20 protein-coding genes are annotated in these 20,652 nt (G+C 66.8%); 11 read left to right on the top strand and 9 right to left on the bottom strand.

Translation table 11 applies throughout. From position 1 onward, the window contains the following. Nucleotides 1-35: 35 nt before the first annotated feature. From BLT03_RS07335 to BLT03_RS07310, 6 genes are all read right to left on the bottom strand, one after another. On the bottom strand, nt 36-1,346 hold the full coding sequence (locus BLT03_RS07335) for an MFS transporter (protein WP_092741786.1): 1,311 nt from the start codon (nt 1,344-1,346) through the stop codon (nt 36-38). An 83-nt stretch (nt 1,347-1,429) separates the two neighbouring features. Next, entirely contained in the window at nt 1,430-2,110 is a 681-nt protein-coding gene (locus BLT03_RS07330; RefSeq protein ID WP_092741784.1) for a DUF4286 family protein, read from the bottom strand. A 127-nt stretch (nt 2,111-2,237) separates the two neighbouring features. Next, the gene (locus BLT03_RS07325; protein ID WP_092741782.1) at nt 2,238-3,170 is read right to left on the bottom strand and encodes a LysR family transcriptional regulator; all 933 of its coding nucleotides are present in this window, start codon (nt 3,168-3,170) and stop codon (nt 2,238-2,240) included. Nucleotides 3,171-3,213: 43 nt separating this feature from the next. Beyond that, complete coding sequence (locus tag BLT03_RS07320; RefSeq protein ID WP_434802339.1) at nt 3,214-4,572, bottom strand: amidase; 1,359 nt, start codon at nt 4,570-4,572, stop codon at nt 3,214-3,216. Between the two features lie 11 nt (nt 4,573-4,583). Continuing rightward, nucleotides 4,584-5,264: a DUF2848 domain-containing protein gene (locus BLT03_RS07315; protein WP_092741778.1), complete on the bottom strand. Its 681-nt coding sequence runs from the start codon at nt 5,262-5,264 to the stop codon at nt 4,584-4,586. Nucleotides 5,265-5,303: 39 nt separating this feature from the next. Then, nucleotides 5,304-5,978: a GntR family transcriptional regulator gene (locus BLT03_RS07310; protein WP_092741776.1), complete on the bottom strand. Its 675-nt coding sequence runs from the start codon at nt 5,976-5,978 to the stop codon at nt 5,304-5,306. Nucleotides 5,979-6,134: 156 nt separating this feature from the next. On the opposite strand from BLT03_RS07310, the gene tldD reads away from it, so the two are divergent. From tldD to BLT03_RS07290, 4 genes are all read left to right on the top strand, one after another. Continuing rightward, nucleotides 6,135-7,595 carry a metalloprotease TldD gene (tldD, locus tag BLT03_RS07305; RefSeq protein WP_092741774.1) on the top strand — a complete coding sequence of 487 codons (1,461 nt, stop codon included), beginning with the start codon at nt 6,135-6,137 and terminating at the stop codon, nt 7,593-7,595. A 31-nt stretch (nt 7,596-7,626) separates the two neighbouring features. Continuing rightward, complete coding sequence (locus BLT03_RS07300) at nt 7,627-8,172, top strand: hypothetical protein (RefSeq protein ID WP_092741772.1); 546 nt, start codon at nt 7,627-7,629, stop codon at nt 8,170-8,172. A 268-nt stretch (nt 8,173-8,440) separates the two neighbouring features. Continuing rightward, complete coding sequence (locus BLT03_RS07295) at nt 8,441-9,562, top strand: 3-deoxy-7-phosphoheptulonate synthase (RefSeq protein WP_092741770.1); 1,122 nt, start codon at nt 8,441-8,443, stop codon at nt 9,560-9,562. Nucleotides 9,563-9,685: 123 nt separating this feature from the next. Then, nucleotides 9,686-9,997 carry a hypothetical protein gene (locus BLT03_RS07290; RefSeq protein ID WP_092741768.1) on the top strand — a complete coding sequence of 104 codons (312 nt, stop codon included), beginning with the start codon at nt 9,686-9,688 and terminating at the stop codon, nt 9,995-9,997. Between the two features lie 118 nt (nt 9,998-10,115). On the opposite strand, the gene mpl is transcribed toward BLT03_RS07290, so the two are convergent. Beyond that, on the bottom strand, nt 10,116-11,525 hold the full coding sequence (gene mpl / locus BLT03_RS07285) for a UDP-N-acetylmuramate:L-alanyl-gamma-D-glutamyl-meso-diaminopimelate ligase (RefSeq protein ID WP_092741766.1): 1,410 nt from the start codon (nt 11,523-11,525) through the stop codon (nt 10,116-10,118). A 186-nt stretch (nt 11,526-11,711) separates the two neighbouring features. Between mpl and BLT03_RS07280 the strand changes: the two genes are divergently transcribed. From BLT03_RS07280 to BLT03_RS07250, 7 genes are all read left to right on the top strand, one after another. After that, complete coding sequence (locus tag BLT03_RS07280; protein WP_092741764.1) at nt 11,712-12,308, top strand: hypothetical protein; 597 nt, start codon at nt 11,712-11,714, stop codon at nt 12,306-12,308. Further along, entirely contained in the window at nt 12,305-12,922 is a 618-nt protein-coding gene (locus BLT03_RS07275; RefSeq protein ID WP_092741762.1) for a TlpA family protein disulfide reductase, read from the top strand. The genes BLT03_RS07280 and BLT03_RS07275 overlap by 4 nt, the downstream gene beginning before the upstream one ends. 109 nt (nt 12,923-13,031) lie before the next feature. After that, nucleotides 13,032-13,475 carry an acetyl-CoA carboxylase biotin carboxyl carrier protein gene (gene accB / locus BLT03_RS07270; RefSeq protein WP_092741760.1) on the top strand — a complete coding sequence of 148 codons (444 nt, stop codon included), beginning with the start codon at nt 13,032-13,034 and terminating at the stop codon, nt 13,473-13,475. Between the two features lie 178 nt (nt 13,476-13,653). Next, complete coding sequence (gene accC / locus BLT03_RS07265) at nt 13,654-15,003, top strand: acetyl-CoA carboxylase biotin carboxylase subunit (protein ID WP_092741758.1); 1,350 nt, start codon at nt 13,654-13,656, stop codon at nt 15,001-15,003. A gap of 78 nt (nt 15,004-15,081) precedes the next feature. Further along, entirely contained in the window at nt 15,082-15,984 is a 903-nt protein-coding gene (gene prmA, locus BLT03_RS07260) for a 50S ribosomal protein L11 methyltransferase (protein WP_092741756.1), read from the top strand. 58 nt (nt 15,985-16,042) lie between these two features. Continuing rightward, entirely contained in the window at nt 16,043-17,620 is a 1,578-nt protein-coding gene (locus tag BLT03_RS07255) for a DUF3426 domain-containing protein (protein ID WP_092742037.1), read from the top strand. Nucleotides 17,621-17,645: 25 nt separating this feature from the next. After that, entirely contained in the window at nt 17,646-18,542 is an 897-nt protein-coding gene (locus BLT03_RS07250) for a carbohydrate kinase family protein (protein ID WP_092741754.1), read from the top strand. 108 nt (nt 18,543-18,650) lie between these two features. Here BLT03_RS07250 and BLT03_RS07245 read toward each other — a convergent pair whose 3' ends face one another. Beyond that, nucleotides 18,651-19,250, bottom strand: coding sequence for a histone (locus tag BLT03_RS07245; protein ID WP_092742035.1), 600 nt, complete (start codon nt 19,248-19,250; stop codon nt 18,651-18,653). Nucleotides 19,251-19,432: 182 nt separating this feature from the next. Continuing rightward, the gene (locus tag BLT03_RS07240; RefSeq protein ID WP_092741752.1) at nt 19,433-20,629 is read right to left on the bottom strand and encodes a ribonucleotide-diphosphate reductase subunit beta; all 1,197 of its coding nucleotides are present in this window, start codon (nt 20,627-20,629) and stop codon (nt 19,433-19,435) included. Nucleotides 20,630-20,652: the final 23 nt, after the last annotated feature.

Below are 20,652 nucleotides of genomic sequence, written 5' to 3'. Positions count from 1 at the left end.
GGAGATGAGTGAAAGGGTGGATCAGCGATTGCGGATCAGGCCTGCAGCGGCTCGTGCGCCGTCTCGCGGGCGACCACCAGGGCGATGAGCGTGAGCCCCAGCGCCGCCACCACGTAGAGCGACACCGCCACGGTCGATCCGTACGACTTGAACAGCGAGGCGATGATCAGCGGAGCGAACCCGCCGCCCAGGATGCCGGCCAGCGTGTAGGCCAGCGAGGCGCCGGCGTAGCGCACGCGGTTGGGAAACTGCTCGGTCACGAAGGCAGCCTGCGGGCCGTACATCATGGCGTGGATCAGCAGGCCGCCGACCACGGCCGCGCAGATGGCCAGCGGCTGCGCCCGGTCCATCAGCACGAAAAAGACGAATGCCCAGGCGATGCCCAGCAACGCGCCGGCGATGTACACCGGGCGCCGGCCGATGCGGTCCGACAGCGCCCCGAACCACGGCACCGCGATGGCATTGCAGGCCGCACCGATCATCGTGGCGGTCAAGGCCAGCGGCCGCGACAGGTGCAGCACCGTCGTCACGTAGGTCAGTGTGAACACCACCACCAGCGCGTACAGCACGTCGGAGCCGATGCGCGAGCCGCCGGCCACCAGCAGGCGGCGCCAGTGCTGCGTGAACACTTCCTTGATCGGCGTCTTGGCGGTGGCCTTGTGCGCTTCCATTTCGCGGAACACCGGGGTTTCGTCGACGCCGCGGCGTAGCCACAGGCCGAACAGCACCAGCGCCACGCTGGACACGAAGGGAATGCGCCAGCCCCAGGCCTGAAAATCTTCCGGGCTCAGCCAGGCCGAAACCAGGGCGATGAACCCGGTGCCGATCAGCGTGCCGCAGGATGGGCCCACCTGGGTGAACGAGGCATTGCGCCCGCGCTCGGTGGGCTTGCCGTGCTCCATCGACAGGAGAACCGCACCGGCCCATTCGCCGCCCAGTGCCACCCCTTGCACGAAACGCAAGGCCACCAGAGCGATGGGCGCCCAGATGCCCCAGGTGCCATAGGTCGGCAGCAGTCCCATCAGGCCTGTGGAAACCCCCATGATGACCAGCGTGGCCACGAGCACGAAGCGCCGGCCGAGCCGGTCGCCCAGGTGGCCGAACACCATGCCGCCCAGCGGCCGCGAGATGTAGCCCACCGCATAGGTCGAGAACGCCAGGATGGTGCCTGTGAGCGGGTCGAAGGAAGGGAAGAAGATGGCGTTGAAGACCAGCGCCGCCATGATGTTGTAGACCGTGAAGTCGTACCACTCGAGCGTGGTGCCGACCGAACTCGCCATGGCGAGGCGGCCCATCTTCGGGGCATGGGGAGGGGCGTGGGCAACGCCCTGGGGAACATCACGCATGGAAAGGTCTCCGTGAAAAGCGGTGAAGGAAAAGGTCGGGCCGCGAGGGCGAATGGATGGGGGGCAGGCCGGGTCAGGCCGCGTCAGGCCAGGTCGGCCCGCGTGAGCTTCCAGCCGAGCGCGTAGTGCGCAGCGGCGCCGGCGTCGGCCTGCAGCAGGGTGGCGGCCCGGGCCAGGGCCTCGCGGTGCGCATCGGCATGGCTGGTCTCGACCACCATCAACGGTTGCAGCGCGCGGCCTTCGGTGCGCTCGGTGGGCAAGGGCGTGCTCAGCACCGGGTCCGGCACCAGCAGGTACGACTGCACGAAGCCCGGCAGTTCCGCGAGCCGCGCACCTGCTTCCAGGGCGCCCGCTACCAGCCCGTTGCGGTCGTTCGCCGGTGGCAATGCCATCACGCTCAGGTGGCAGCCCGAACCGAACCCGGTGACGGCCTCTACCGCGCAGACGCGGCGCATCGGGTCCTGCATGCGGCCCAGGTTGGTGACCGACCAGGGCGTCTGCCGGGTGAACGCAGCGCGGTAGGCATCGGACGTGAAGGCGCCCAGCGACTGCGTGCGGTACAGGCCCAGGTATTGGCGGCCACCCTGCAGCGAAAAGTAGCGGGCGCCGGAGAGAAAGCCGTCGATGCGCACGCGCTCTTCGACATGTTCGCGGTCGTACCACTGGTTGAAATCGGCCTCGTCGGCGGCGGCGACATTCGCTGCCACGAAGAGCATGCCGTGCACGGTGCCGGGGCGGGGCGCTGGGGAGTTCTGGGGTGCCATGGGCGCTGGTGTTTCGTTGCAAAAGACCAGGGAATCATCGGCGGCACACCCCGGTGCCACAAACGGGTTTTTCTGCCCTGCAGCCATCAGAATTACTTGTCGGGTCGGACGCTTTTTCTGCACCAAATCAGGGTTCGCCCTCTGGGCCTGGCGTCCGGAATGGTGCGGACAGCGAGGCGGCAAATCGTTCCGATTCGCTGCACGCCAGTTCGGCCACCCGGCGGATGGCGGCCGAGCCGCCGGCCTCCAGATGGCTCACCACGATGCGCTGCGGCGGCAGCGGCGTGTCGCACGCGATCACGCGCAGGTCGCCGCGCTCGATCTCCTCGCGCACCGGAGGCAGCGGAATCAGCGCATTGCCGAAGCCCGACTGCACCAGCCGAACGATGGCGGCCATCGAACTCACGCAGTGCACCTTGCCGACCGGCATGCTGGCCTGCCGGTATAGCTGCTTGAGGGCTTGGTGGGGCTGCGATCCCGGGCTCATGGTGAGCACCGGCTGCAGCAGCAGGTGCGCGATGCGGCCTTCGTCGGGCTGCTGTGCGGAAGCGCCTGCGCCCACCCAGCCCATGGCCATCGGCGGGCAGGGCATGTTGACGATCTCGGCGCTGGCCATCGGGTCGGTCTGCAGCGCGATGTCGATGGCGCCCATCTGCAGGCGTTCGTGCAGCGCGAGGGTGGTTTCCGAAGTCAGCTGCACTTCGATGCCCGGGTGCAGGCGCTGCAGCGTGCCGAGAAAATCCACCAGCCAGGTGTGCACCACGCTTTCGATGGCGCCGATGCGCACCAGGCCCAGCAGTTCCTGCTGCGGATGCCCTAGCGCGATCATCTCGCGCTGCAGCTCCAGCATGCGCTCACCGTAGTCGAGCAGCCGCAGGCCCACGGGCGTGAGCCGCAGATCGCGCGGGTCGCGCTCGAAAACGCGCGCCCCGATTTCTTCTTCCAGCGAGGCGATGCGGTTGGAAATCGCCGCCTGCGTCACATGCAGCCGCTCGGCCGCGGCGCGAAAGCTCCCGAGCCTTGCGATCCAGAGAAAGGCTTCGACGAAGCGGGTATTCATGGCATGGCGCGCGCAACCGGGTGCCGTCAGAACCGGCGGGCTGTCACCCGGCGCGCAGGCAGGCCTCGACCGCGCGCCCCACCTGCAGCACGCGGGCATCGGCGCCGTGCACGCCGCCCACCGACAGGCCCACCGGAAGCTCGCCGGGCGCATGGCATGGCAGCGACAGCGCGCAGCCGTCCAGGAAGTTGAGCACGGTCGTGTTGCGCAGCACCAGCCCGTTGGCGGCAAAGAACCTGGCGTCGTCCCCGGTGAGGTCGGCCAGGCGTGGCGCGCGCACGGCCACGGTGGGCATCAGCCAGGCGTCCAGGTCGCGCAGCCGTTCGCTGGCCGTGGCCTGCAGCCGCAGGCGGGCGTCCTGCAGATCGACGTAGTCGGCGGCGGAAATGGCCGCACCGCGGCGCGTGCGCTGGGCCACGCGGTGGTCGTATTGCGCTTCCTGCGCCGGGTCTTGCAGACGCGTGCGGTGCACCTGCCAGGCCTCGGCCGCAATCAGGCCGCCCGTTGCGTTGAGCGTTGGCAACTGATGCAGTTCGGCAAAGCTGAAACGCACGATGCGGGCGCCGTCCGCGGCCAGGCGCTGCAGCGCGGTGTCGAAGGCGGCCGCCACTTCGGGCTCGACGCCGTCCATCACGAAATCGTCGGTTACGCCCAGGCGCAGCCCGGCCAGCGGGGCGGCGCGGGTGTCCAGCGCTTCGCCGCTCAGGATGGCATCGGCGATGGCGCAGCAGTCCACGCTGCGGGCCAGCGGGCCGGCCGAATCGAGGCTGCGCGACAGCGGATATGCGCCCGCCAGCGGAACACGGCGTGCCGTGGGCTTGAAGCCGGTCAGCCCGCAGAACGCCGACGGGATGCGGATCGAGCCGCCCGTGTCGGTCCCCAGCGCCACAGTGGCGAGATCGAGCGCCACCGTGGCCGCGCCGCCGGAGCTGGAGCCGCCGGTGATGCGGTCGGGATCGTGCGGATTGGCCGGCGTGCCGTAGTGCGGGTTCAGGCCCAGGCCGGAGAACGCGAATTCGCTCATGTTCGTGCGGCCCAGCAGCACGGCACCGGCGGCGCGCAGGCGGGCCACGGCCACCGCATCGGCTGCGGCAGGCTGTCCGGCCATCACGGCCGAGCCGGCGCGCGTCAGCTGCCCGTGAACGTCGAACAAATCCTTGATGGACACGGGCAGGCCGGCAAGCAGCGACGGCACGTGTCCGCCCGCGCGGGCCGCATCGCTGGCGCGGGCGGCATGCAGAGCCGCTTCGGCATCGACGTCGCCCACATAGGCGTGGCCGCCCTCGGCGCGGTGGGTGGCGATGCGCGCCAGCGCGGCCTCGACCAGCGCGACGCTGGTGGTATCGCCCCGCGCCAGGGCATCGGCCTGTTCGCGGACGGTGGGGTGGCGGGTAGCGGTCAGGGCATGGGTGGTCATTGAGCGATCTCCAGGGCTTCGATGGTGTAGCGGTGGTGCAGGCTGCGGCCCAGAACGGGGTCGTGCAGCTCCAGCTCGAACGTTTCGCCCCAGCCGAGTTCGCCGATCACAGCGTGCGTGCCGCAGAACATGGCCGCATGGTCGGGCAAGCGGCCCGATGCGTTCAATTTTTGCATCAGCTCCGCAGGCGGCAGCAGGCGGGCCAGGGGGCCTTCCTGGTACAGCGCGCGCACGCCGTCGCGGGTGCGCCAGCAGCGGGTGATGAGCTGGTCCCAGTGGCCTTGCACTTCCGAGAGCGGCCACAGGACGGGGCCGACGGGCTTGGCGCACATCTGCTTGGACACGGTGACGTCGTAGGCCTCCACCGTGCGGTCCGTGTGGTCCGAGCCGATGCCCACGAGCACGCCACGCGCCTCGCTGGCCAGCAGCACGCATTCCACTTCGCCGGAAGCGTTGCGGCCCGGGACCTGGATCGTGCTGCCCGTGTCGAGCAACTGGCTGGCCACCCGATAGAAGGTGGGCACTGTGGACGGCGGCTTCACGCCGATGGCGGCCAGCTCGGCGATGTGATGGTCCACCGCCGCGCGGTCGCGGCCGGCCCAGCCGGCGATGACGAGGTGGCGAATGTCCAGGGTGACCGGCCCGTGGCCGGCGAGGTCGAAGGTGTGCAGGGGCATGGGAATGTCGAAGGAATGGCGATGGAAGGGCTGCGGGGATCAGAGTGCGCGGGTGATCGCGCGGCGGAAATCGTCGATGTGCCGCTGCATCGCGGCCACGGCGGCATCGGGGTCGCGGCGCTCCAGCGCGGCCAGGATGTCCTTGTGCTCGTCGTGGATGCGCGCGCTGTGCCCGGCCTCCGACAGCGTCAGAAACCAAAAGCGCGCCTGCTGCTCATGCAGCCGGCGCAGCAGGTCTGCCAGCACCGTGTTGCGGGCCGCGGCCGAGATCGCGCTGTGGAATCGCAGGTCGAGCGCCATCAGCGAATGCACGTCGTGCGCCGCCAGCAGCGCCGGGGCTTCGTCGAGCAGGCGGCGCATGGCGGCCAGTTCGGCCGGGCGGACCCGTTCGGCGGCAAGGCGCACGCACAAGGTCTCGTTGCACGCGCGCACCTCGATCATGTCCAGCACTTCGTCGAGCGACAGCGGCGCCACCACGATGCCTTTGCGCGGCAGGATCGTCACGAGCCCTTCCATCTCCAGCCGGTGCAGCGCCTGATGGATCGGCGTGCGCCCCAGGCCGAGCAGCGTCCCCAGCGCGCCTTCGTTGATCTGGGTGCCCGGCGCCAGTTCGCACGCGATGATGCGGCGCTTGAGATCGGCGTAAGCCTGCTCGCGCAGCTGGGCACCTCCAGTGCCGGAGGCGGGGCGGGACGGCGTTGACGGGGTCGGCATGCGAGGCTGGGTCGTGAATTTCGATGAATGATATATCAGTGAAATATCACTGATGGCATTTCTGCGGCGTTGGATTCTTGGGGCATGGCCGCGCCACCGGTCGGGATGCTCTGAAAGCGCCAAGCCGCCGGGCAGCAAGGCTTCTAGAATCTGCCCATGATCTCCCGCGAACCCACCATCGAACGCCTGTCCGTCGCCCGCCGTCTGCTCCTGGAGCCTTTCGGTCTCGACGAAACCCACCTGGCGCGAGCGCTCGCCGACATCCGGGCCCATCAGGTGGACGATGCCGACCTTTATTTCCAATACACGCGCAGCGAAGGCTGGAGCTTGGAAGAGGGCATCGTGAAGACGGGTTCCTTCAGCATCGACCAGGGCGTGGGCGTGCGGGCCGTGAGCGGCGAGAAGACGGCCTTCGCGTATTCCGACGACATCTCCGAAGCGTCTTTGCTCGACGCGGCACGCACCGTCCGGGCCATTTCTGCGGTTTCGCAGGAGAAGCGGGCGAAGATCTCACTGAAGAAAATTTCCGCCAGCCGATCGCTCTATCCCGGCACCGATCCCATCGCCTCGCTGGACAGCACGGCCAAGGTGGCGCTGCTGGAAAAGGTGGAGCAGCAGGCCCGTGCCAAGGACCCGCGCGTGGCCCAGGTCATGGCGGGCCTGGCCAGCGAATACGACGTGGTGCTGGTGGCGCGCTCCGATGGCACGCTCGCTGCCGATGTGCGGCCACTCGTGCGCCTGTCGGTCACCGTGATCGCCGAGCAGGCCGGCCGCCGCGAGGTGGGCTCGGCAGGTGGGGGAGGGCGTTTCGGGCTGGCTTATTTTGACGATGCGCAAATCACCAAATACGTCGATGAAGCGGTGAACGCCGCCCTCGTCAATCTGGAATCGCGTCCTGCTCCTGCAGGTGAAATGACCGTGGTGCTCGGCCCCGGCTGGCCTGGGGTGCTGTTGCACGAAGCCGTGGGCCACGGCCTCGAGGGCGACTTCAACCGCAAGGGCTCGAGCGCGTTCAGCGGACGCATCGGCCAGCGCGTGGCGGCCAAGGGCGTGACGGTGCTGGACGACGGCACCCTGGCCGACCGCCGCGGCTCGCTCAACGTGGACGACGAAGGCCATGCCAGCCAGCGCAATGTGCTCATCGAGGACGGCATTCTCAAGGGCTACATCCAGGATTCGATGAACGCGCGCCTGTCGGGCGTGGCGCCCACCGGCAACGGACGGCGCGAAAGCTACGCGCACATCCCCATGCCGCGCATGACCAACACCTACATGCTGGGTGGCGACAAGGAACCGGCGGAGATCGTGGCGAGCATCAAGCGCGGCCTCTACGCCACCAACTTCGGCGGCGGGCAGGTGGACATCACCAGCGGCAAGTTCGTGTTTTCGGCCAGCGAAGCGTACTGGGTCGAGAACGGCAAGATCCTGTACCCCGTGAAGGGAGCCACCATCGTCGGCAGCGGCCCGGAGTCGCTCAAGAAGGTGACGCTGATCGGCAACGACATGGCGCTCGACAGCGGCGTGGGCACGTGCGGCAAGGAAGGCCAGAGCGTGCCGGTCGGCGTGGGCCAGCCCACGCTGCGCATCGACGGCCTCACGGTCGGCGGCACGGCCTGACGGCCAGCGGCGGGTCTTCCAGGCGTCCGCCATGCCAGCCCCTCCGTCCAGCCAGCTGCTGAACACCGCACAGTCTTTCGGTGACCTCAGCCGTTTGCTGCGCGAGGGGGTTGCCGATGAAGAGTCCCGCCAGTTCCGCGATGCGCTGACATCGCTCTCCGCACTCATCGAAGATGCCGCGCACCTGCGCCGCGCCTGCGCGGACCCGTCCGCCATCTTCTGGAGCCTGGAGCACTTGAAGCGCGCGGCGCGCGAGCACCAGTTCTTTCTCACCGGCCTCGGCTCGGCCTGGCATGCGCTGTACGAGCTGGGCGCCTATCAGCAGGCGCTCAAGGACCTGCGCGACGCGATCGATCTGTGGCACCAGGCGCTGACGCGCCACAGCCGCAGCGAGCCCGCGTGCTTCGACGCATTCGAGCGCCTGGCCTGGCGCACGCTGGGCGAAGCATTGCTCGTCATCGACATGTACGAACAGGGCGGCGCGGCCTTCAGCGAGCCGCCCGCAAAACCCGCTGGCGCCACGCGCCGGCCGATGCTGGCGCGCCTGCGCCGCTGGCTGGCGGGGCGCACGCGGTGAACACCCGCCACTTCGCTTGTGGCAGCGCGGCAACGCGCCGGGGATGTTGCGGCGCAAAAATCGGTGTTACATTGCCACCGATGCAAGTGCGTAGCGCGTTTTATTTTTGGTTTTACTTCTCTGTCCCTGGCGGATGAGAGGTCGCGCGCAACCACCCGAGCCCTTCTCCTAGAAACCGCCGAAGCTGAAAAGCCCGGCGGTTTTTTGTTTTTCGCTTCCCCTTTTTCTGTTCCCCCCTTTTTCCGATCCACCCCACGAGGACGCAACCATGACGGCCACTGCCAACCCCACCAGCGATGCCTGGTACCGAGACGTCGAGAAGACCAGCCAGACCGACGACGAACGTATCAAGGACATCACCGTGCTGCCTCCCCCGGAACATCTGATCCGCTTCTTCCCCATCCGGGGAACGGCGGTGGAATCCCTGATCACGCGCACGCGGCGCGGCATTCAAGACATCATGGCGGGCCGGGACGATCGGCTGCTGGTGGTGATCGGCCCCTGCTCCATCCACGACCCCGCTGCGGCGCTGGAATACGCCCGGCGCCTGAAAGCCGTGCGCGAGCAGTACGCCGACACGCTGGAAATCGTGATGCGGGTGTATTTCGAGAAGCCCCGCACCACCGTCGGCTGGAAGGGCCTCATCAACGACCCCTACCTGGACGAAAGCTACCGCATCGACGAGGGCCTGCGCATCGCGCGCCAGCTGCTCATCGACATCAACCGCATGGGCGTGCCGGCGGGCAGCGAGTTCCTGGACGTGATCTCGCCGCAGTACATCGGCGACCTCATCAGCTGGGGCGCCATCGGCGCCCGCACCACCGAAAGCCAGGTGCACCGCGAACTGGCTTCGGGGCTTTCGGCCCCCATCGGCTTCAAGAACGGCACGGACGGCAACATCCGCATCGCCACCGACGCCATCCAGTCCGCCAGCCGCGGGCACCACTTCCTGTCGGTGCACAAGAACGGCCAGGTGGCGATCGTCAACACCCAGGGCAACCCCGACTGCCACGTGATCCTGCGCGGCGGCAAGGCGCCCAACTACGACGCGGCCAGCGTTGCCGCGGCCTGCCAGGACCTGGAAGCCGCCAAGCTGCCCGCCACTTTGATGGTGGACTGCAGCCATGCCAACAGCAGCAAGCAGCACGAAAAGCAGCGGGATGTGGCGCGTGACATCGGCGCGCAGATCGCTGGCGGCTCGCGCTGCGTGTTCGGCTTGATGATCGAAAGCCATCTGACCGCAGGCGCCCAGAAGTTCACGCCCGGCAAGGACCAGCCCGGCGCCCTGGAATATGGCAAGAGCATCACCGATGCCTGCCTGGGCTGGGACGATTCGCTGTCGGCATTGGCCGATCTGTCGGCCGCCGTGGTGGCGCGCCGCGCCCTTTAAGAGATGGGCCAGGGGCGGCGCTGCCTGCGGTGTAAGCTTTGATCGCCGCCGGCGCGCGGCGCCCGCTTGGCCTCCCATGCTGCCCGTCTCCCTGTCCTGACCTTGATTTAAGGAAAGCAATCCATGCGCAGAGAAGTCTCGATCACCCTGGCGCCGGGCCAGGAATTCCGTTTCGATCTGGAAGGATCGGAGCCCTTGGGCAACGAAGACGCCCGCCGCTGGCTGGACGAGGCGTTCATCAGCCTGGAGTGCGAACCGCTTCGGGCCAGCGGCAAGGTGCTGCTGGCCGACAAGGTCCTCACGGTGGCGCAGGCCGCTGGCGTTCGGCTGCTGTCCGATCCGCAATGGGGCCGCCAGTTCGCCGAAGCGGCCAGCGCCGCCTTGGCCCGCCCCGTGGTTCGGGTGGACGTGGCCGGCATGGCCGTGACTTATTGATCAAGGTCTGCGGACGAGGGATCAAGGCGGCGACCGATGCGCCGCCTGCCTCTTCCATGCGCTGAGGGGTTGTAGCCAAAATGGCCTCCAGCGCATATTTCACTAGGGTATATTGCTATTATTTAGATAGCAAATCAATGAGCTTGCCGTGGATGCCGCCGAAGCTGCCGTTGCTCATGCAAACGATGTGATCGCCTGGCTGGGCTGCCTGAGCGATCTGCGCGGCCAGGGTGTCGATGTCCGGTGCCGTCACGGCCTTGGTGCCCATGGGTGCCAGCACCTGGGCGGCGTCCCAGTCGAGCCCGGCCGTGTGGCAAAACGCCAGGTCGGCTGACTCCAGCGCCCAGGGCAGCTGCGATTTCATCGTGCCGAGCTTCATGGTGTTGCTGCGCGGTTCGAAGGCAGCGAGGATTCGCGCCCCCGGCCCGACGCTGCGGCGCAGGCCATCCAGCGTGGTGCGCAAGGCGGTCGGGTGGTGGGCGAAATCGTCGTACACCGCGATGCCGCGCACGGTGCCGCGCAACTCCATGCGCCGCTTCACGTTCTGAAACCGGGCGAGCGCCCGGCCGGCCTCTGCCGGCGAAGCGCCCACATGGTGGGCCGCCGCGATGGCCGCCAAGGCGTTCAGCTGGTTGTGCACGCCGGTGAGCGCCCATTCCACGCGGGCCACGGTCCGTCCCTGGTGGAGCACATCGAAGGCTTGCGGATCGCCCTGGGCGGTGAAGTCGCTCACCAGCGCGCCGAAGCTGGCCACTTCGCTCCAGCAACCTGCGTGCAGCACGCGCGCCAGGCTTTCTTCGAGCCCGTTGACCACGACGCGGCCCGAAGGCGGCACGGTGCGCACCAGGTGGTGGAACTGGCGCTCGATCGCAGGCAGGTCGTCAAAGATGTCTGCGTGGTCGAATTCCAGGTTGTTCAGTACGGCGGTGCGAGGGCGGTAGTGGACGAACTTGCTACGCTTGTCGAAGAACGCGGTGTCGTATTCGTCGGCCTCGATCACGAACACGGGCGCCTCGCCCGCGATGCCTGCGCCTGGCGAGGGCCGGCGCGCCGCGCCCAGCCGGGCGGAGACGCCGAAATCCAGCGGCACGCCGCCCACCAGGAAGCCTGGCTGGAGGCCGGCGCATTCCAGAATCCACGCGAGCATCGACGTGGTGGTCGTCTTGCCATGGGTTCCGGCAACGGCCAGCACATGCCGGCCCTGCAGGACGTGTTCGGCAAGCCACTGCGGCCCGCTGGTGTAGGCCGCGCCTGCGTCGAGGATGGCTTCCATCAGGGGAAATTTCGGGGTGCCATCAGGCAGCCGCGCCCGGCTGACCACGTTGCCGATGACGAACAGGTCGGGTGCGAACGCCATCTGGTCGGCGCCATAGCCTTCGATCAACTCGATGCCCAGGGCGCGGAGCTGGTCGCTCATCGGGGGATATACGCCGGTATCGCAGCCGGTGACCTTGTGGCCCGCTTCGCGTGCCAGTGCCGCCAGGCCGCCCATGAACGTGCCGCAGATGCCCAGAATGTGAATATGCATGGGCGCAGATTCTAAGGTTGCAGGCCTGCTGGGCCGCCCGCGCACACCCCTGTTGCCTCGTCAGCTATATTTTCAATAGCAAAGCCGGGTCTGCCGGCTTCCATGCCCCTGCCGGGCGCGGGCGCTTTCACGAGCCAGTGCGCGGCATTGCGGCCACAATGCAGTCTTACCTCCCGAGCCGCCGCCATGCAAAACGCCCTCGCCACCGAGATCGCCAACGCCGCAGCCCGCCTGGTCGTCGAAGAAGGCCTGGAATGGGGCCCGGCCAAACGCCGGGCCGTTCGCCAGTTGGGCCTGCCCACCCGCACTCCGCTGCCGGACAACGATCTGGTGGAAGACGCGGTGCGCGAATACATCGGCCTGTTCTGCGCCGACACCCAGCCGGCTGAATTGCGGGCCTTGCGTGAATTGGCGCTGGTCTGGATGGAGCGCATGGAGACGTTCCGGCCACACCTGGGCGGCGCGGTCTGGCATGGCACGGCGACCCGCCTGTCCGATATCTATCTGCAGTTGTTCTGCGACGACTGCAAATCCGCCGAGATCGCCCTGATCGATCACCATGTGGACTACGAGCCGCGCACCGTCACCGGTTTCCACGGCGAATCGGTCGAGGCACTGAGCATCTCCAGCCATTCGCAGCCTTTGGGCGAGATGATCGGTGTGCACCTTTTGATCTATGACTTGGACGACCTGCGTGGCGCGCTCCGCCCCGACGCGCGCGGCCGGGTGCCGCGTGGCGATATTCGTGCCGTGCGCAAGCTGATGGAGAACACCCCCGAATGAGTCTGTCCCCGCCCTCCGATCCGGGCACTTCCTTTTCCGCCGACGCCGGTTCACCCAAAGGCGGCGGAGCTGCCCAGGGTGCCGCATCCTCCTCACGCCGCAGATGGCTCTATGGCGGAGTGGCCGCGGCCGCCGCCCTGGGCGGCGCAGGCCTTGCGTGGTGGCGGTTTCAGCCCCATGCGGTGATGACGGGGGCGGAAGCCGCGCTGTGGGCCGAACGCTTCGATGCGCCTGCCGGCGGTGAGCCCGTAGCCATGGAGCGTTTTCGCGGCAAACCTCTTTTGGTGAACTTCTGGGCGACCTGGTGCCCGCCTTGCGTCGATGAATTGCCGCTTTTGAATGCCTTCTACCGCGAAAACGCCGCAAAAGGATGGCAAGTGGTGGGGCTGGCCATCGACCAGCCTTCGTCGGTTCGCAAGTTTCTCGACCGCCTCCCGCTGGAATTTCCCGTCGGCCTGGCAGGGTTGTCGGGCACCGAACTGGGCCGTTCCCTGGGCAATCTCACAGGGGGACTGCCATTTAGCGTGCTGTTGGGTGCGGATGGGACCGTGCTCCACCGTAAAATGGGACAGGTGACCCCGCAAGACCTCCAGCAGTGGGTGGCGCTCGGGTAATCACTCTGCAATGCACTGTGGAGTTCAATGTATTTGCAGCCAAATGCCGGTCGTAGGTTGAATTTAGGGTAAATTCGCGCCCTATTTTGTTTTTGGCGTTGGAGTTCCCATGGATTTGCGAAAACTCAAGACCTTGATCGACCTCGTGTCCGAGTCGAATGTGTCAGAACTCGAGATCACCGAGGCAGAAGGCAAGGTCCGCATCGTCAAGAGCGGCGGTGCGGTCGTCCAGCAATATATGGCGGCACCCGCCCAGGCAGCAGCGCCAGCCGCTGCGGCCGCCCCTGTTGCAGAGCTGCCGGCACCGGCCGCACCCACCGGCCACATCGTCAAGTCGCCCATGGTGGGCACGTTCTACCGTGCGTCCAGCCCGGGCGCCAAGTCCTTCGTCGAGGTGGGCAGCCAGGTCAAGGAAGGCGAGACCATCTGCATCATCGAGGCCATGAAGATCCTCAACGAAATCGAAGCCGACAAGTCCGGCACCGTCACCCGCATCCTGGGTGAAAACGGCCAGGCCGTCGAATACGGGCAGCCTCTGTTCGTGATCGAATAAATTGCACATGCCCCTTCCGGTCCTTGTCGCGCGCACCGGCGTTATTGCCGGGCGCCAGGGAAAGTCCATGTTTCAGAAAATCCTCGTCGCCGGCTCCGGCGTTCTTGCCGCAGGCAAGGCGCGCCAGCCCACCGCACTCGTGTGCGCAGCGCACGGGTGATGAGCCGCGAAGAAGCCTATGTTTAAGAAAATCCTCGTTGCCAATCGCGGCGAAATCGCCTTGCGCATCCAGCGCGCCTGCCGTGAGCTGGGCGTCAAGGCCGTCATGGTGTATTCCGAGGCCGACCGCGACGCCAAGTACGTGAAGCTGGCCGAAGAAGCGGTCTGCATCGGCCCAGCGCCGTCGCCGCTGTCCTACCTCAACATGCCGGCGATCATCTCGGCCGCCGAGGTCACCGATGCGGAAGCCATCCACCCCGGCTACGGCTTCCTGTCCGAGAACGCCGACTTCGCCGAGCGCGTGGAAAAGAGCGGGTTCCAGTTCATCGGGCCGACGCCCGAATCGATCCGCACCATGGGGGACAAGGTCTCGGCCAAGCAGGCCATGATCCGCGCGGGCGTGCCGTGCGTGCCGGGCTCGGAAGGCGAGCTGCCCGACGATCCCGTCCAGATCCGCCGCATCGCCAAGGCGGTCGGCTACCCGGTGATCATCAAGGCCGCCGGCGGCGGCGGTGGCCGGGGCATGCGCGTGGTGCACACCGAGGCGGCGCTCATCAACGCCGTGCAGATGACCAAGGCCGAGGCCGGTGCGGCGTTCGGCAATCCGGCCGTGTACATGGAGAAGTTTCTCCAGAACCCGCGCCACATCGAAATCCAGATCCTGGCGGACAAGCACCGCAACGCGGTCTACCTGGGCGAGCGCGACTGCTCGATGCAGCGCCGCCACCAGAAGGTGATCGAAGAGGCGCCGGCGCCCGGCATTCCGCGCAAGCTGATCGAGAAGATCGGCGAGCGCTGCGTGGCCGCGTGCAAGAAGATCGGCTACCGCGGTGCGGGCACGTTCGAGTTCCTGTATGAAAACGGCGAGTTCTACTTCATCGAAATGAACACGCGCGTGCAGGTGGAGCACCCGGTGACCGAGTGGATCACGGGCGTGGATATCGTGAAGACGCAGATCATGGTGGCCGCGGGCGAAAAGCTGCCGTTCACGCAGCGCCAGATCGAGATCCGCGGGCACGCCATCGAGTGCCGCGTGAACGCCGAGGACCCGTACAAGTTCATTCCGTCGCCAGGCCGCATCACCATGTGGCATGCGCCGGGCGGCCCGGGCGTGCGCGTGGACTCGCATGCCTATTCGAACTACTACGTGCCCCCCAACTACGACTCGATGATCGGCAAGATCATCGTCCACGGCGACACGCGTGAGCAGGCCCTGGCGCGCATGCGCACGGCGCTGTCCGAGACCGTGATCGAAGGCATCAACACCAACGTGCCGCTGCACCGTGAGCTGATGGTGGACGCCAAGTTCGTGGCCGGCGGCACCAACATCCATTACCTGGAAGAGTGGCTGTCGCAGCACAAGCGCTGAGCTGGCCGCGCGTGGTGGTTTTGCATGCTGGCATCTGGCAACGGGTGCCAGCATTTTCGTTTTCTCCCGGAGGTCCCGATGTTTGAGCTGAGCCTGATGTGCCCCGAAGACCGGGTCGAGTCTTTGAGCGATGCGCTCGATGCGCTGCAGGCGCTGAGCGTTTCCGTCGAGGACGCCGACGCGCAGACCGATGCCGAGCAGGCCCTGTTCGGCGAGCCCGGCATGCCGCCCCCCAAGGACGGCTGGCAGCGCAGCCGTGTGGTGGCGTTGTTCCAGAACGAAGCCGAGGCCCAGGAGGCGCGCGCGCTGCTGGAAGTGCAGGACTTTTTCGAAGGCTGCCGCGTGCTGGGGATCACCGCTTTGCAGGACCAGGACTGGGTGCGCCTCACGCAGTCGCAGTTCGCGCCTGTGGACATCACGCCGGACTTCTGGATCGTGCCCACCTGGCATGAGCTGCCGCAAGAGGCCAAGCGCAGCATCCGGCTCGACCCGGGCCTGGCCTTCGGCACGGGCACCCACCCGACCACGCGGATGTGCCTGCGCTGGATCGCCGCGCACGGGGCCCCGCACGGAACCGATGGCAATCCCCTCGGGCGCGTGCTCGACTATGGCTGCGGCTCCGGCATTCTGGCGATCGGAGCGGCCAAGTTCGGGGCCACGGACATCGATGCCGTGGACATCGACCCCGCTGCCGTGGAGTCCACCCGGCTGAATGCCGAGGCCAACGGCGTCACGCTGAAAGCGGGCCTGCCCGATCAGGCCGGCGGCACTTACCAGACTGTGCTGGCCAACATTCTTGCGACCCCGCTCAAGGTGCTGGCGCCGCTGCTGTGCGCTCATGTCGCGGCGGGCGGCCATCTGGTGCTGGCCGGCATTCTGGAACGCCAGGCCGACGAACTGAAAGAGGCCTATGCGCCGTGGCTGTCCCTGCAGGTGGCCGACACGCAAGAGGGCTGGATCCTGATGGTGGCCGCGCGTTGATGGGCGAAGCCATGCGGCCCTTCAGGCCGGCGTGGCGCGCACCTACAATTCCGAGCCGATGAGCCAGATCACACGCTGCCCCGCCTGCGGCACGACCTTCAAGGTCGTCGCGGACCAGTTGCGCATCTCCGACGGATGGGTGCGGTGCGGGCAGTGCAAAGAGGTTTTCGACGCCGCTGCCCATCTGGTGCGCGCGGCCTCGCACGACCTGCTGCCCGAGATGGCGATTCCCGACGGTCCGCGGCCTGCGGCGCGGCCTCCTGCCGTGGCCGAGCGGGCCTGGGGCGGCGGCATCGCTGCCACGCCGCTGTCACCTTCCACGTCCTCACCGCCTCAGGCGCCACCGGCGTTTGCGCAGCCAACCGCGCCCGAGCCTTCGGCAGCGCGTGACCTGCATGTGGCGATGGACGACACGCTGCCCGCCCCCTTGGAAGTGCCTGAGCCGCCGGCCGTGCCCAGCTTTCTGACTGCGCGGCCGCTTGCATCCCCCACGATGGAGCCGCCAGCCGATTGGAGCCTGGAGCCTGCGTCGCCTCTTGGCTGGCGTGTCCGTCCCGCTGCTTCGGACGCTGCCCGTGACGCGGCAAAACCAGTGTCTGTGGCGCCAGGTCCTGTCCAGGGCTGGGAGCTGCCCGGGTCTGCGCCTGACGACGAACCCGCTCTTGATGGACTGGCCGAAACGCCTGTCGCCGATGCAAGAGACGATGAGCAGGCGGCCCCTGCCGCGGTGCCGCCTGCCCAGGAGCTGTCGGGCTACGAACTTCCGTTCGCCGAACTGCGCGATTCCGAATGGCCGGACCATCTGGACGACGACGAGCCAACGTCGGTGCACACGGACGAGCCGCCCCAAGGCAAGCCGCACGGAAGTCTTCGCCAAGAAGCGACCGACGATGCGATCGCCAAGGCCGTGGCGATGGACATGGCTTTGGAAGCCATCGATGCCGATACCGATCCCGTCGCCATTGCCACGCAGGCGGGTGGCGGAATGGAAGGGCTGGCCCCCACGGTGACCGGTCCGGGGACTGCGTCGGCCGATGCGCGGCATGTGTCACGACGCCCGCATGTGCCATCGGATGCGGATGATGACGACGACGAAGAGACCGCAGCTTCCCCCACGCAGGACGAGCCGGATTTCGTGCGCGCCGCGCGCCGCAAGGCCTTCTGGCGCAAGCCGGTCGTGCGGATAAGTATGGCGATGCTGCTGATGGTGCTGCTCGCCGGGCTCGGGCTACAGATGGCTGTGCAGGAGCGAGAGCGGCTGGCGTCGCAATACCCTGGCGTGCGCCCCGTTCTTCAAGCCCTGTGCGTGCCGCTGCAATGCACCATCGGTGCCCCGCGCCGCATCGCCGATGTGGTGATCGACAGTTCTTCTTTCAACAAGGCTCGGGGCGACTCGTACCAACTGGCGTTGTCCATCAAAAGCCGCGCTGGGTTCGCGCTGGCCATGCCTTCGGTGGAGTTGACGCTGACCGATGCACAGGACCGTCCCGTGCTGCGCCGCGTGCTGCGCCCGCAGGAGCTGGGCGCCCCTGGAGAAATCGCACCCGGCGGCGAGTGGAGCGGCACGTTGCCCGTGGTGGTGGTGACGGGAGGCGCGCGCGTGTCCGGCTACCGAGTTCTTGCGTTCTACCCTTGATTGTTCTCTCTTAACTGGACCTGTTATGGCTGCCTTGATTTGCGGTTCCCTGGCGTTCGACACCATCATGACTTTCGAGGGCCGCTTCGCCGAGCAGATATTGCCCGACCAGTTGCACATCCTGAACGTCTCGTTCTTGGTGCCCTCGCTTCGGCGCGACTTCGGCGGCTGCGCGGGCAACATCGCCTACAGCCTCAAGCTGCTCGGCGGTGACCCGGTGCCCATGGCCATGCTGGGCAGCGACGGCGCGGGCTATCTGGAACGCCTGAACTCCCTGGCGATCGACACGCGGCATGTGGGGCAGGTGGATGACCTGTACACCGCGCAGGCCATGATCATGACGGACCGCGACAACAACCAGATCACCGCCTTCCACCCCGGCGCCATGATGCAGGCCCACCGAACGCGCATCACGGCCGAGCCCGATGTGCGCCTGGCCATCGTCGCGCCCGACGGACGCGACGCGATGCTGCAGCACGCCGCACAACTGGCGGAGGCCGGCATTCCTTTCGTGTTCGATCCGGGCCAGGGCCTGCCCATGTTCAACGGCGAGGAACTGGCCCATTTCATCGAGCAGGCCACCTGGATCACTGTGAACGACTACGAAGGCCGGATGCTGTGCGAACGCACTGGCTGGAGCCTGCAGGAGATTTCCCGCAAAGTGCGGGGCCTCATCGTGACGCTGGGTGCCGAGGGCTGCGACGTGTGGGAAAACGGTGAACGCACCAATGTGCCGGTCGCCGCACCTGCCGAGGTGGTCGATCCCACCGGCTGCGGCGATGCGTGGCGGGGCGCGCTGCTGTTCGGCTTGGAAAAGGATTGGTCCTTGGTGCGCTGCGCGGAACTGGGCAATCGCATGGGAGCGCTGAAGATCGCACAGCGCGGGCCGCAGAACTACGTGCTCGACTTCCAGCCGGAATAAAGGGCGGGGCGAGTCACGCACCCTTTGCCATGCGCATCGCAGGCATGCGGGCATAAAAAAACCCGGTGCAGGGCACCGGGTTGGCAGGACTTCCCGAGAGGCTCTGCCTTACGGCTTGCCACCCGTGGGGAAGGGCCAGGCGGCCTGGGGGTTCAGCGTGGTCTGCGCAGCAGGCGCAGGTGCAGGGGCCTTGGCCGCTTTCTTGGGCGCAGCGGCCTTCTTGGCAGCCGGTGCAGCGGCAGGCTTCTTGGCAGCAGGCGCTGCAGTCGTCTTCTTGGCCGAAGCCGCCACCTTCTTGGTCGCGGTCGCTGGCTTTGTGCTGGCCTTCTTGGCCGGTGCAGCGGCCTTCTTGGCAGGCGCTGCAGACGACTTCTTCACGGCCGTGGCTTTCTTGGCAGGTGCTGCAGCCTTCTTCGCGGGAGCGGCGGCCTTCTTGGCCGGTGCTGCCTTCTTCGCGGCCGTTACCTTCTTGGCGGGGGCGGCGGCCTTCTTGGCGGGCGCTGCCTTCTTCGCTGGAGCCGCAGCCTTCTTGGCCGGTGCTGCCTTCTTCGCAGCCGTTACCTTCTTGGCGGGGGCGGCGGCCTTCTTGGCGGGCGCTGCCTTCTTCGCCGGTGCGGCGGCCTTCTTCGCTACCACTGCCTTTTTGGCGGGGGCGGCTTTCTTCGCGGGTGCTGCCTTCTTGGCGGCGGTCTTTTTCGCAGTTGCCATCATTTTCTCCTTGGGTCAATTTGCAAAGAGCACTCCACGCCTGCATTGGACATGGAGCGATCCATGGGGATGGGAGGGATCCCACCGCCATGAACACGGGAACGCCCCGCACGGCAGGGCTTTGCAGCGCTGCCGGTGTGGGGCGTGGAATGAAAATGCATGGCCTGGAATGTGTCGGGAGGCTAATCCCAGGACAGTGCACCGCCGGACTGGTACTCGATGACGCGGGTCTCGAAGAAGTTGCGCTCCTTCTTGAGGTCGATCATCTCGCTCATCCAGGGGAAGGGGTTTTCTTCATTGGGGAACAGCGCCTCCAGGCCGATCTGCGTAGCGCGGCGGTTGGCGATGTAGCGCAGGTAGCCCTTGAACATGGACGCGTTCATGCCCAGCACGCCACGCGGCATGGTGTCTTCGGCGTATTGGTATTCAAGCTCGACGGCCTTCATGAACAGGCCGTTGATCTCTTCCTTGAATTCCGCGGTCCACAAGTGCGGGTTCTCCAGCTTGAGCTGGTTGATCAGGTCGATGCCGAAGTTGCAGTGCATCGATTCGTCGCGAAGGATGTACTGGTATTGCTCGGCCGCGCCGGTCATCTTGTTCTGCCGGCCCAGCGCCAGGATCTGCGTGAAGCCGACGTAGAAGAAGAGGCCTTCCATCAGGCAGGCGAAGACGATCAGCGACTTGAGCAGCGTCTGGTCGGTCTCGGGCGTGCCGGTCTTGAAGTTGGGGTCCATGATCGCTTCGATGAAGGGGATCAGGAACTCGTCCTTGTTGCGGATGGACGCGACTTCGTTATACGCGTTGAAGATCTCGCTCTCATCGAGGCCGAGCGACTCGACGATGTACTGGTAGGCGTGCGTGTGGATCGCTTCTTCGAAAGCCTGGCGCAGCAGGAACTGGCGGCATTCGGGTGCGGTGATGTGCCGGTACGTGCCCAGCACGATGTTGTTGGCGGCGAGCGAGTCGGCGGTCACGAAGAAGCCGAGGTTGCGCTTGATGATGCGGCGCTCGTCTTCGGTCAGGCCGTTGGGGTCCTTCCACAACGCGATGTCGCGCGTCATGTTGACCTCTTGCGGCATCCAGTGGTTGGCGCAAGTGGCGAGGTACTTTTCCCACGCCCATTTGTACTTGAAGGGCACCAGCTGATTGACGTCGGTCTGTCCGTTGATGATGCGCTTGTCGGCGGCATTTACGCGGCGGTGCACGGTGGCGGCGGGCTGTGCGGACGAGGCCGCTGCGTCACCGATCGGCAGGCTTTCGGAGGACGTCGCAGGCGCTTGCAAAGGCGCGGACGGCGGCTCCGCCGGGCGGTTGTTTTGCAGACCGCCGTCCAAGAGTTTCTGCGATGAGGGCTTGACTTCTTCGTCCCAGGTCAGCATAGGTTTTCCAATGGTCGGATTAT

The organism is Paracidovorax valerianellae, from assembly GCF_900102625.1.
Classification (GTDB): Bacteria; Pseudomonadota; Gammaproteobacteria; order Burkholderiales; family Burkholderiaceae_C; genus Paracidovorax; species Paracidovorax valerianellae.
This window is presented reverse-complemented; position numbering and strand designations above follow the sequence as displayed.